11 protein-coding genes and 2 pseudogenes are annotated in these 12122 nt (G+C 65.5%); 12 read left to right on the top strand and 1 reads right to left on the bottom strand.

The window, feature by feature from the left end; translation table 11 throughout:
- The 6 genes and pseudogenes from WB785_RS18150 to xerD all read left to right on the top strand — a co-directional run.
- Positions 1–1031 (top strand): annotated as a pseudogene (locus WB785_RS18150) (DNA repair protein RecN); the annotation flags it as partial.
- A 103-nt stretch (positions 1032–1134) separates the two neighbouring features.
- Positions 1135–2331, top strand: coding sequence for a putative cytokinetic ring protein SteA (gene steA / locus WB785_RS18145; protein ID WP_424080683.1), 1197 nt, complete (start codon positions 1135–1137; stop codon positions 2329–2331).
- Between the two features lie 13 nt (positions 2332–2344).
- The gene (locus tag WB785_RS18140) at positions 2345–3286 is read left to right on the top strand and encodes a copper transporter (RefSeq protein WP_424080682.1); all 942 of its coding nucleotides are present in this window, start codon (positions 2345–2347) and stop codon (positions 3284–3286) included.
- Between the two features lie 113 nt (positions 3287–3399).
- Positions 3400–5157, top strand: a complete 1758-nt coding sequence (locus WB785_RS18135) for a CTP synthase (protein ID WP_424080681.1) — start codon at positions 3400–3402, stop codon at positions 5155–5157.
- Positions 5150–5773, top strand: a complete 624-nt coding sequence (locus WB785_RS18130; protein WP_424080680.1) for an NUDIX domain-containing protein — start codon at positions 5150–5152, stop codon at positions 5771–5773. The genes WB785_RS18135 and WB785_RS18130 overlap by 8 nt, the downstream gene beginning before the upstream one ends.
- Entirely contained in the window at positions 5770–6717 is a 948-nt protein-coding gene (xerD, locus tag WB785_RS18125; protein WP_424080685.1) for a site-specific tyrosine recombinase XerD, read from the top strand. Before WB785_RS18130 ends, xerD begins: the two co-directional genes overlap by 4 nt.
- Here the strand turns inward: xerD and WB785_RS18120 are convergent.
- A pseudogene (locus WB785_RS18120) lies at positions 6714–7466 on the bottom strand (O-methyltransferase). The gene xerD and the pseudogene WB785_RS18120 overlap by 4 nt on opposite strands.
- Before the next feature lie 156 nt (positions 7467–7622).
- Between WB785_RS18120 and WB785_RS18115 the strand changes: the two are divergent.
- The 6 genes from WB785_RS18115 to WB785_RS18090 form a co-directional block, all read left to right on the top strand.
- The gene (locus tag WB785_RS18115; protein ID WP_424080679.1) at positions 7623–8486 is read left to right on the top strand and encodes a ParA family protein; all 864 of its coding nucleotides are present in this window, start codon (positions 7623–7625) and stop codon (positions 8484–8486) included.
- Positions 8483–9328, top strand: a complete 846-nt coding sequence (locus WB785_RS18110) for a segregation/condensation protein A (protein WP_424080678.1) — start codon at positions 8483–8485, stop codon at positions 9326–9328. The genes WB785_RS18115 and WB785_RS18110 overlap by 4 nt, the downstream gene beginning before the upstream one ends.
- Positions 9325–10089, top strand: coding sequence for an SMC-Scp complex subunit ScpB (gene scpB, locus WB785_RS18105; RefSeq protein WP_424080677.1), 765 nt, complete (start codon positions 9325–9327; stop codon positions 10087–10089). The genes WB785_RS18110 and scpB overlap by 4 nt, the downstream gene beginning before the upstream one ends.
- A complete protein-coding gene (locus WB785_RS18100) occupies positions 10089–10844 on the top strand; it encodes a pseudouridine synthase (protein ID WP_424080676.1) in 756 nt (251 codons plus the stop codon). The genes scpB and WB785_RS18100 overlap by 1 nt, the downstream gene beginning before the upstream one ends.
- Positions 10838–11524, top strand: coding sequence for a (d)CMP kinase (gene cmk / locus WB785_RS18095; protein ID WP_424080684.1), 687 nt, complete (start codon positions 10838–10840; stop codon positions 11522–11524). The genes WB785_RS18100 and cmk overlap by 7 nt, the downstream gene beginning before the upstream one ends.
- Positions 11521–12122, top strand: a 602-nt coding sequence (locus tag WB785_RS18090) for a GTPase (protein ID WP_424080675.1), incomplete at its 3' end; no start/stop codon positions are given. The genes cmk and WB785_RS18090, both read left to right, overlap by 4 nt.

Here is a 12122-nt window from a genome sequence, read left to right as displayed (position 1 = left end):
CTGCCGAGGTGATCGGCGGGCCGACGCCAGCGGCCGACAGTCTGGCCAGGGCGAAGAACGCGCTGGAGTCGACCGACGACGCTACGTTGCGTGGGTTGGCGGGCCAGCTCAGCGAGGCGCTGACGGTTGTCGGCGACGCCGCGCGTGAACTCGGCGATTACCTTAACGAATTACCATCCGATGCAAGCACTTTGGACACCAAACTGGCGCGGCAAGCCGAGTTGCGCACGCTCACCCGCAAATACGCCGCCGACATCGACGGCGTGCTGCGATGGGCCGGCGAATCGCGAGGGCGGCTGGCCCACTTGGACGTCTCCGAAGAGGCGCTGGCCGGCCTACATCGTCGAGTCGACGATCTGGCAACCGAACTGGCCTCCGCTGCAACCGAACTCAGCAAGGCGCGAAGGCAAGCGGCCAAGCGTCTGGCGAAGGAAGTCACCGGCGAGCTATCGGGCCTGGCGATGTCCGATGCCGAATTCACCATCACCGTGACGACCATGCCCGCCGGCGACGACGATGCCACCGGGCTAACGCTACCCTCAGGCGCGCGGGCCCATGCCGGCGGAGACGGTGTCGACCAGGTTGAGTTTGGCTTCACTGCGCATCGCGCCACCACAGTGCTTCCGCTGTCGAAAAGCGCGTCCGGCGGCGAGCTCTCGCGGGTGATGCTGGCCCTGGAAGTGGTGCTGGCGGCGTCAATGACGGGCACCACGATGGTGTTCGACGAGGTCGATGCCGGGGTGGGCGGCCGGGCGGCGGTGCAGATCGGGCGGCGCCTGGCGCGGTTGGCGCGCAACCGCCAAGTCATCGTGGTCACACATCTGCCACAGGTCGCGGCCTACGCCGATGTCCACCTGATGGTGGATAGCACGGGAAAAAACGGCGCCAGCGGAGTGCGGCGGCTCGACGGCGACGACAGGGTTGCCGAGCTGGCCAGGATGCTGGCCGGGCTCGGTGAGTCTGACACGGCGCGCGCACATGCGCGGGAGCTGCTCGAGGCCGCAGACTGTGACCGGATTGCGACCTCGTAACGGCAATCAATTGTGTGACAGATGTGACAAGATATAACTTCTGAGGCTGTTGTTACGGCGCGCCTCCCCGGTCGGGCTTACCTTCCCCGACAGAATCGCCCCCATGAGTGTGACCACGAGGATGACAGCGCTCCTGTCTCGTTCTGGCGGCCAGCGGCCGGGCGTCGTCGGCACGGCCCGGGTCGACCGCGACATCGACCGACTGCTGCGTCGGGTATGCCCCGGGGACATCGTGGTCCTCGATGTGCTCGACCTGGATCGGATCACCGCCGATGCGCTGGTCGATGCCGAGATCGCCGCCGTGGTCAACGCATCCCCTTCGGTGTCGGGGCGGTATCCCAACCTGGGCCCGGAAGTGCTGGTGGCCAACGGTGTCACCCTGATCGACGAGACGGGGCCCGAGGTCTTCAAGAAGATCAAGGACGGCGCCAAGGTCCGATTGTTCAACGGCGGGGTGTACTCCGGCGACCGCCGCTTGGTCCGAGGCACCGAGCGCAGCGACCAGGAAATCGCCGAACTGATGCAAGAGGCCAAGACCGGACTGGTGGCCCACCTGGAGGCGTTCGCGGGCAACACGATCGAGTTCATCCGTAGCGAAAGCCCGCTGTTGATCGACGGGATCGGCATCCCCGACGTCGACGTCGACCTCCGTCGCCGTCATGTCGTGGTGGTCTCCGACGAGGATCACGCCGCCGAGGACCTCAAGCGCCTCAAACCGTTCATCAAGGAGTACCAACCTGTTCTGATCGGGGTGGGCACCGGCGCCGAAGTGTTGCGCAAGGCGGGATATCGCCCGCAGCTCATCGTCGGCGATCCCAATGAGCTGAGCACCGACGTGCTCAAGTGCGGCGCTCAGGTGGTTTTGCCCGCCGACGCTGACGGTCACGCACCGGGCCTGGAGCGCATCCAGGATCTCGGTGTCGGCGCGATGACGTTCCCCGCCGCGGGTTCGCCCACCGATCTGGCGCTGCTGCTGGCCGACCACCACGGCGCGGCCTTGCTGGTAACCGCCGGGCACAGCGCCAACATCGAGACCTTCTTCGACCGGTCGCGTCAGCAGAGCAATCCGTCAACCTTCCTGACTCGACTGCGTGTCGGGGAGAAAGTGGTGGATGCCAAGGCGGTTGCGACCTTGTACCACAATCGAATTTCCGCCGGTGCGATCGCACTGTTGATCTTGACGATGCTGATCTCGGTCATCGTTGCGCTGTGGGTGTCGCGCACCGACGGCCTGGTGCTGCACTGGGCCGCCAACTACTGGAACCACTTCTATCTCTGGGTGCAGCACTGGGTCCACTAGGACAGGTACAGACGTGATATCGCTACGCCAGCACGCAATTTCATTGGCCGCCGTATTCCTTGCGCTGGCGGTCGGTGTTGTGCTGGGCTCGGGTGTCTTGTCGAACACATGGGTGTCCGGATTGCGTGACGAGTCCAGCAATCTGCACGGCCAGATCAACACGCTCAACGACCAGAAGGAGGCGTTGAACGAAAAGATCAGCGCTGCAGATGCTTTCGATACGCAGCTGGCAGGCCGGATGGTGCATGACGCGCTGAGCGGCAAGTCGGTGGTGATTTTCCGCGCTCCCGATGCGAACAATGACGATGTCGATGCCGTGTCGAGGATCATCGGACAAGCCGGCGGAGCGGTGACCGGTACGGTGTCGTTGACCCAGGAGTTCGTCGATGCCAACTCGGCGGAAAAACTGCGGTCCGTCGTCAACTCCTCGATCCTGCCGGCCGGCGCCCAGCTGAGCACCAAACTGGTCGACCAGGGCTCGCAGGCCGGCGACCTGCTGGGTATCGCGCTGCTGATCAACCGCGACCCGGCCGTCCCGACCGTCGACGACGGGCAGCGCGATACGGTGCTGGCGGCGCTGCGTGATACCGGCTTTATCGGCTACGGAAACCAGCACATCGGCGCGGCGAATGCCGCGACGATCATCACCGGCGGTGGTCTCGGCGACGACGCCGGAAATCAGGGTGTCAGCGTGGCCAGGTTCGGCGCTGCGCTCGCGCCGCACGGCTCGGGTGTGCTGCTGGCCGGACGCGACGGCTCATCGGGTGGAACGGCGGCCGTGGCCGTGGCCCGCGCTGATGCCGTGGTGACGTCGGCGATCAGCACTGTCGACGACGTGAACGCCGAGTCCGGGCGGATCACCACGGTGCTGGGGCTGGCCGACCTGGTCAACGGTGGCCACACCGGCCAGTACGGCACCGGTCACGGCGCCACCGGCCTCACTATCGCGCAGTAGGCGGGGCCCGTCCTCCGGGCGTGTCAGCGACGAGGCAGCGGCGCTGATGTTAGGGTGGATTTCCGTGGGTCGGCAGGCCCCAGCCCTGCGCCGTATTCACGGAGGTCGCTACATTGCGCAAGCATCCGCAGACCGCCACTAAGCATCTCTTCGTCAGCGGTGGCGTTGTTTCGTCTCTGGGCAAGGGGCTGACCGCCAGCAGCCTGGGGCAGCTGCTGACCGCACGCGGGCTGCAGGTGACGATGCAGAAGCTCGACCCCTACCTCAACGTCGACCCCGGCACCATGAACCCGTTTCAGCACGGCGAAGTGTTCGTCACGGAGGACGGCGCCGAGACCGACCTGGATGTCGGCCACTACGAGCGCTTCCTTGACCGCGACCTGTCTGGTTCGGCGAATGTCACCACCGGGCAGGTGTATTCGACAGTGATCGCCAAGGAACGCCGCGGCGAGTATCTCGGTGACACCGTCCAGGTGATTCCACATATCACCGACGAGATCAAGAGCCGCATCCTGGCGATGGCCAAGCCGGACGCCGACGGGAACCGCCCGGATGTCGTTATCACCGAAATCGGCGGCACGGTAGGCGATATCGAGTCGCAGCCCTTCCTTGAGGCAGCCCGGCAAGTTCGTCACGATCTGGGTCGGGAGAACGTCTTCTTCCTGCACGTGTCGCTTATCCCGTACCTGGCGCCGTCGGGCGAATTGAAAACCAAACCGACCCAGCACTCGGTGGCGGCGCTGCGTAGCATCGGTATCACTCCGGATGCGCTGATCCTGCGTTGCGACCGTGATGTTCCCGAGCCACTGAAGAACAAGATCGCGTTGATGTGTGACGTCGACATCGACGGCGTCATCTCCACCCCTGACGCGCCGTCGATCTATGACATCCCGAAGGTGCTGCATCGTGAGGAGCTTGACGCCTATGTGGTGCGCCGGCTCAACCTGCCTTTCCGCGACGTCGACTGGACCGAGTGGGATGACTTGCTGCGCAGGGTGCACGATCCACAAGAAACGGTCCGAATCGCATTAGTCGGCAAGTATGTCGACTTGTCGGATGCTTATCTGTCAGTCGTCGAGGCGCTGCGCGCCGCCGGATTCAAGCACAAGGCAAAGGTCGAAATCCGCTGGGTCGGTTCCGACGACTGCGAAACGACAAGCGGTGCCGCTGCGTTGCTCGACGATGTCCACGGCGTGCTGATTCCCGGTGGGTTCGGCATCCGCGGCATCGAGGGCAAGATCGGGGCTATTCGATACGCACGGTCCAGGGGTCTGCCGGTGTTGGGGCTATGTCTGGGCTTGCAGTGCATCGTGATCGATGCGGCTCGTTCCGTCGGCCTGACGCAGGCTAATTCGGCGGAGTTCGATCCGGCGACACCAGACCCGGTGATCTCCACGATGGCCGATCAGCAGGACATTGTCGCCGGCGAGGCCGATTTGGGCGGCACGATGCGGCTGGGAGCCTATCCCGCGGTGCTCGAGGCGGGTTCCATTGTGGCACAGACGTATCAGGCAACGCAGGTGTCGGAGCGGCATCGTCATCGCTACGAGGTCAACAACGCATACCGGGATCGGATCGCCGAAAGCGGGCTGCGGTTTTCCGGGACATCTCCCGACGGCCACTTGGTGGAGTTCGTGGAATACCCGCCAGAGACGCATCCGTTCGTCGTGGGTACCCAGGCCCATCCCGAGTTGAAGAGTCGGCCGACTCGCCCGCACCCATTGTTTGTCGGCTTCGTCGGGGCGGCCATCGACTACAAGGCGGAAGAGCGCCTTCCGGTGGAGATCCCCGAGCAGCCGTCGAACGGCAGTGAGCACCATGACGGGGTAGACCAGTCGCTGTCCGAGCCCGAACCTGTTGCCCGTGGCTGAGCACACCTTCGAGACGACGTCGTCCGAAACCTTGCATACCGGAAAGATTTTCGCGCTGCGCAAGGACCAAGTGCGGATGCCCGGCGGAAAGCTCGTCACGCGGGAGGTCGTGGAGCATTTCGGCGCGGTGGGTGTCGTCGCGATTGACGACGATGGCCGCATCCCGATGGTCTACCAGTATCGTCATCCCTTCGGTCGACGACTATGGGAGTTGCCCGCCGGACTGCTCGACGTCAACGGCGAAGCCGCGCATCTGACCGCCGCCCGGGAGCTGCGCGAGGAGGCCGGCCTGCAGGCGGACACATGGCAGGTGTTGGTCGATCTGGACTCCACACCCGGTTTCAGCGACGAATCCGTGCGGGTTTATCTGGCAACGGGTTTAACGCTGGTAGACCGGCCAGAAGCGCATGACGAAGAAGCCGACATGACCTTGCAGTGGTACCCCATGGCTGAGGCGGTCCGCCTGGTGTTCAGCGGCGAGATCGTCAATTCCATTGCAGTAGCAGGGATTTTAGCCGCCAACGCAGTCAGGGAAGGTGTCGCGCAACCGCGGCCGGTGGACGCGCCGTGGGTGGACAAGTCGACGGCGTTCGCCGCGCGGCAGGCTGCTCAGTGACCACGCTGGCGGTGCCGCTGGAGACCCAGCTGCAGGGCTACCTCGATCATCTGACGATCGAACGAGGCGTGGCCGCCAATACCTTGAGCTCCTATCGCCGCGACCTGCGCCGCTACTTCGAGCACCTCACACTGCGGGACATCGACGACCTGGCCAAGGTCTGCGAGGACGATGTCAGCGAATTCCTGGTGGCACTGCGGCGCGGTGATCCAGATTCCGGCGTCGTGCCGCTCTCGGCGGTATCGGCGGCCCGGACACTGATCGCGGTGCGCGGCCTGCACCGGTTCGCCGCCGCCGAGGGTCTGGCCGAAATCGATGTGGCGCAGGCTGTCAAGCCACCCACACCGGGACGGCGGCTACCGAAAAGCCTGAGCCTCGACCAGGTGCTCGCGCTGCTGGCCGGCGCCGGCGGCGACAGCCCATCCGATGGCCCGTTGACGTTACGCAACCGCGCGCTGCTCGAACTGCTCTATTCCACCGGCGCCCGAATTTCGGAAGCGGTCGGGCTCGATGTCGACGACGTTGACACGCATGCGCGCTCGGTGCTGCTGCGAGGCAAGGGCGGCAAGGAACGGTTGGTCCCGATCGGACGGCCGGCGGTGCAGGCACTCGACGCCTACATGGTGCGCGGACGTCCGGAGTTGGCACGCCGAGGACGCGGCACGGCGGCGATCTTCCTGAATGCGCGCGGCGGCCGGTTGTCGCGGCAAAGCGCTTGGCAGGTGCTCCAAGATGCCGCCGAGCGGGCCGGCATCACCGCCGGGGTGTCCCCGCATACGCTGAGGCATTCGTTCGCGACCCACCTGCTGGACGGCGGCGCTGATGTCCGTGTCGTCCAGGAGCTGCTGGGACACGCTTCGGTGACCACGACGCAGATCTACACGATGGTCACTGTGCACGCCCTTCGCGAAGTGTGGGCAGAAGCCCATCCGCGGGCGCGCTAGCCCAGATACTCCGATTCCAACACCAGGTCGGTAATCAGGCTCTGGTACTCCACGTGCGCCTTGTGCTCGGTGGTGCTCCAGTGCTTGCCCTGCTGCTGACGCATGTATTCGCGATACTTGGGCGCGCCGGGCACCTTGACGTTGTCGGCGACAACGATCGAGCCGGTATGCAACCAGCCCCGGTCGAGGATGCTCTGCAGGTCGGCGAGGTAAGCGTCCTTGTCGTGGTCGAGAAATAGGAAGTCGAGCGCGCCGGCGGTGAAACCATGCTCGGCGCCCAGCGCATCCAGCGTGTGCCCGCCGTCGCCGATGGTGCCGACTACACACGTCACCCGGTCGGCGACGCCGGCATGCGCCCAGATCTGACGGGCGTTGGCGGCGTTGGCTTCGGCAAGCTCGACCGAGTACACCTGAGCGATGGGCGCGGCGCGAGCGATGCGTAGCGCGCCCTAGCCGACATAGGTTCCGAGCTCCAGAGCCAGTTTCGGGTCGGCGCGCCGGACTGCGGCGTCGAGCAGCGCGCCTTTCTCGTCGCCGACGTTGATCAGCATCGACTTCTCATAGGCGAACCGGTCGATGGTTGCCAGGACGTCGTCGATGTCGCCCTCGCGCGCGTGTTTGAGCACGTATTCGACTGCGGCCGCTTCCCGCCCATCACCGATTTGGCCCGTCGTAGTGATGTTGCGGGCCCCGGTCGCCATCCGCCATACCGACCATCGCAACAACGGAATGCGCTGCTTCAGACTCATGGCCGCCACCATAGTGGGGCGACTGGCAAATTGGCTGGTTACATTGTTTGCGGGTCTCCCGGCGCGGGCGCATATACCCGTTAGACTCTCCTGCGATGTCCGCCATTTCCTTAACGCCGCGCACACCGGGTCGCTGTGCGCGCAGCCGCGGCGCTCGTGACTGACGACGCCGACAGCGGCACCGGAGTCGGCTTGACCGGACGTCCACCACGGGCCATCCCCGAACCCAGGCCGCGCACGTCGCACGGCCCGGCCAAGGTCGTCGCGATGTGCAATCAGAAAGGCGGCGTCGGCAAGACCACGTCGACGATCAATCTGGGCGCCGCACTCGCCGAATACGGCCGCCGCGTACTGCTGGTCGACCTGGATCCGCAGGGAGCGCTGTCCGCGGGCCTCGGTGTGCCGCACTACGAGCTCGAGCACACCATCCACAATCTGCTCATTGAGCCGCGGGTGTCGATCGACGACGTGCTGATGAACACCCGCGTCAAGCACATGGACCTGGTGCCCAGCAATATCGACCTGTCAGCCGCCGAGATCCAGCTGGTCAACGAGGTCGGCCGGGAGCAGACCCTGGCCCGTGCCTTACATCCGGTATTGGACCGCTACGACTATGTGCTCATCGACTGCCAGCCGTCGCTGGGTCTGCTCACCGTCAACGGTCTGGCCGGCTCCGACGGTGTCATCATCCCGACCGAGTGCGAGTATTTCTCGCTGCGGGGCCTGGCGCTGCTCACCGACACGGTTGAAAAGGTGCGCGACCGGCTCAACCCGAAGCTGGAGATCAGCGGCATCTTGATCACTCGCTACGACCCGCGAACCGTGAACTCGCGCGAGGTGATGGCCCGTGTTTTGGAACGCTTCGGTGACATGGTGTTCGACACGGTCATCACCCGCACTGTCCGATTCCCCGAGACCAGCGTCGCCGGTGAACCGATCACCACGTGGGCACCGAGGTCAGGTGGCGCGGCCGCCTACCGCGCGTTGGCTCGCGAGGTGATCGACCGGTTCGGCGCGTGACTGGCGGGGTCAGCTGCGAGGCGTCTTCCCAGACCGGCTTCCAGGTCAGGCTGACCAATTTCGAGGGACCGTTCGATCTGCTGCTGCAGCTGATTTTCGCCCACCGGCTCGACGTCACCGAGGTGGCGTTGCATCAGGTCACCGATGAATTCATCGCCTACACCCGCGCGATCGGTGCCGCGCTAGAGCTCGAGGAGACCACCGCGTTTCTGGTCGTCGCCGCGACACTGCTCGATCTCAAGGCGGCCCGGCTGCTGCCGTCCGGGCAGGTCGCCGACGAGGAGGACTTGGCGCTCCTGGAGGTGCGCGATTTGCTGTTCGCGCGGCTGCTGCAATACCGGGCGTTCAAGCACGTCGCGCAGATGTTCGCGGAGCTGGAGGCCGCCGCGCTGCGCAGCTATCCACGCGCGGTGTCGCTGGAAGACCGCTACGAGGATCTGCTGCCCGAGGTGATGCTGGGCGTAGACGCCGAGCGGTTCGCCCAGATCGCCGCGATCGCATTCACGCCGCGGCCGGTGCCGACGGTGGCCACCGAACACTTGCACGAGCTGATGGTGTCGGTGCCTGAACAAGCCGAACAGCTGCTGTCGCTCCTGGAAAAGCGCGGGGCGGGGCAATGGGCGTCGTTCTCGGAGTTGGTCGCCGACTGCCGGGTTCCGATCGAGATCGTCGGCCGCTTCCTGGCGCTGCTCGAGCTGTATCGGTCGAGGGCGGTAGCATTCGACCAGTCAGAAGCGCTTGGTGTGCTCCAGGTTTCGTGGACCGGAGAACGACCGACAAGCGAAGCGTTGCTCAGAGCCGAGTCGCTCGAAGCTCAAGAACTGCGAGACCAATACTCATGACCGACCAGCCGCCCGAACCGGACTTCGGCGATGAAGCGCCCGATCCCGATCTGGGAATCCGCGCCGGCGACGATGCAGAGCGGAGCGATGAGGAGGAGCGGCGCTTATTCGACGTCGCGACCGCGCCCCAGCTCGACGACGACGAGCTGGGCGCGGTGCTCGAGGCGCTGCTGCTGGTTGTCGACACCCCCGTGACGGTCGAGGCGCTGGCCGCGGCCACCGAGCAGCCGGCCTATCGGGTCGCCGCCAAACTACGGGTGATGGCCGATGCGCTGACCGAACGCGACAGCGGCATCGACCTGCGCGAGGCCGGCGGCGGATGGCGGATGTACACCCGCGCGCAGTTCGCGCCGTATGTCGAGCGACTGCTGCTGGACGGGTCGCGCTCGAAGCTCACCCGAGCCGCGCTGGAGACTTTGGCGGTGGTGGCCTACCGCCAGCCGGTGACCCGAGCGCGGGTAAGCGCGGTCCGCGGCGTCAACGTCGATGCGGTCATGCGCACGCTGCTCGCGCGTGGGCTGATCACCGAAGCAGGCACCGACCCCGACACCGGCGCGGTGACGTTCGCAACCACCGAGCTGTTCTTGGAGCGGCTCGGGTTGTCGTCGCTGACCGACCTTCCTGACATCGCGCCGCTGCTTCCCGATGTCGACATGATCGACGACCTGAGCGAATCCCTAGATGCCGAGCCACGTTTCGTCAAGCTTTCCGGCGGCCCGGCGTCTGACGATCAGCCGATGTCGTTCGACGTGGACCAGTAATGATGGTAGAGACCGGCGAGCCGCGTGGCGTCCGGCTGCAGAAGGTCTTGTCGCAGGCTGGAATTGCGTCCCGACGGCTGGCCGAGAAGATGATCGCCGACGGACGAGTCGAGGTCGACGGGGAGCTGGTGACCGAGCTGGGCACTCGGGTCGACCCGGACGTGTCGGTGATCCGCGTTGACGGGGCGCGGGTGATCCTGGACGACTCGCTGGTGTATCTGGCGTTGAACAAGCCGCGCGGTATGCAGTCGACGATGTCGGACGATCGCGGGCGGCCTTGCATCGGCGACTTGGTCGAGCACCGGGTTCGCGGCAACCAGAAGCTCTTTCACGTCGGACGCCTGGACGCCGACACCGAGGGCCTGATCCTGTTGACCAACGACGGCGAGCTCGCGCATCGCCTCATGCATCCCTCCTACGAAGTGCCCAAGACGTATGTGGCAACGGTCGGCGGGTCTGTGCCGCGCGGGCTCGGAAAAAAACTGCGCGCCGGAATCGAATTGGACGACGGACCCGCGACAGTCGACGATTTCGCCGTCGTAGACGCCATCCCCGGCAAGACAATGGTTCGCGTCACTCTGCACGAGGGACGTAAGCGCATTGTGCGCCGACTGTTCAAGGCCGCCGGGTTTCCAGTGCAGGCATTGGTCCGGACCGACATCGGCACGGTGTCACTGGGGGAGCAGCGTCCGGGCAGCATCCGTCCATTGCGCCGCAATGAGATCGGAGACCTTTACAAAGCGGTCAGATTGTGAGCGGTGTCATCGTCGCCGTCGACGGCCCTGCCGGAACCGGAAAGTCGTCGGTATCAAGAGGATTGGCGCACGCGTTGCAGGCCCGCTATCTGGACACCGGTGCCATGTACCGCATCGTCACGCTGGCGGTGTTGCGCGCTGGAATCGACCCGGCCGATCCGGCGGCTGTCGGGGCAGCTGCGGCCACCGTCAAGTTATCGGTGGGCTTCGACCCCGGTGAAGATCGCAGTTACCTTGACGGAGAGGATGTCTCAACGGAGATCCGCGGCGACGAGGTCACTCAGGCTGTGTCAGCGGTGTCGTCAGTTCCCGCCGTCCGTACCCGGCTTGTCGAAATGCAGCGCAGGCTGGCTGAGGGCCCGGGCAGCGTCGTGGTCGAAGGCCGCGATATCGGGACCGTGGTGCTGCCCGACGCCGACGTCAAGATCTTCCTGACCGCATCTGCTGAGACCCGGGCGCGGCGGCGCAACGATCAAAATGTCGCCGCCGGCCTACCCGACGACTACCAGAGTGTGTTGGCAGATGTGCGCCGCCGCGATCACCTGGATTCGACGCGAGCCGTGTCGCCGCTGCGGGCCGCTTCGGATGCGGTGGTCGTCGACACCAGCGCGATGACCGAATCCGAGGTGATCGCTCACCTGCTGCAGCTGGTGCAACAGCGAAGCGAGGCGGTCAGATGAGCCAAGACGGTACCTGGGTCGATGAAAGCGACTGGGAATCAGTTGAATTCGCCGAAGATTTCGAGGGTGAGGCCGCGGGGCCACCGCCGGTGGTCGCGGTGGTGGGCCGGCCGAATGTCGGCAAGTCGACGCTGGTCAACCGGATCCTAGGCCGGCGCGAGGCGGTGGTGCAGGATGTGCCCGGTGTGACCCGCGACCGGGTGTCTTACGACGCCCTGTGGACCGGACGCCGGTTCGTCGTACAGGACACCGGGGGATGGGAACCCGACGCCACGGGTCTGCAGCAGCTGGTGGCCGAGCAGGCGGCGGTGGCAATGCGCACCGCCGACGCGGTGATCCTGGTGGTCGACGCGGTGGTCGGCGCGACCGCCGGTGACGAGGCTGCCGCGCGTATCCTGCGTCGCTCAGGCAAGCCAGTGTTTCTGGCCGTCAACAAGGTTGACAGCGAAAGAAACGAATCCGATGCCGCTGCGCTGTGGTCGTTGGGACTCGGTGAGCCATATGCGATCAGCGCGATGCACGGTCGCGGGGTGGCCGATCTGCTCGACGCTGTGGTCGGTGCGCTGCCGGAGGTGGCCGAGGCGGCGTCCACCGAGGG

This window comes from Mycobacterium sp. (assembly GCF_049585075.1).
GTDB lineage: Bacteria > Actinomycetota > Actinomycetes > Mycobacteriales > Mycobacteriaceae > Mycobacterium.
This window is presented reverse-complemented; position numbering and strand designations above follow the sequence as displayed.

Bases quoted from the DNA above. Each gene is read 5' to 3' on its own strand.
- steA (WP_424080683.1), top strand. From the start codon at position 1,135: ATGAGTGTGACCACGAGGATGACAGCGCTCCTGTCTCGTTCTGGCGGC.
- scpB (WP_424080677.1), top strand. From the start codon at position 9,325: ATGACCGACCAGCCGCCCGAACCGGACTTCGGCGATGAAGCGCCCGAT.
- WB785_RS18100 (WP_424080676.1), top strand. From the start codon at position 10,089: ATGATGGTAGAGACCGGCGAGCCGCGTGGCGTCCGGCTGCAGAAGGTC.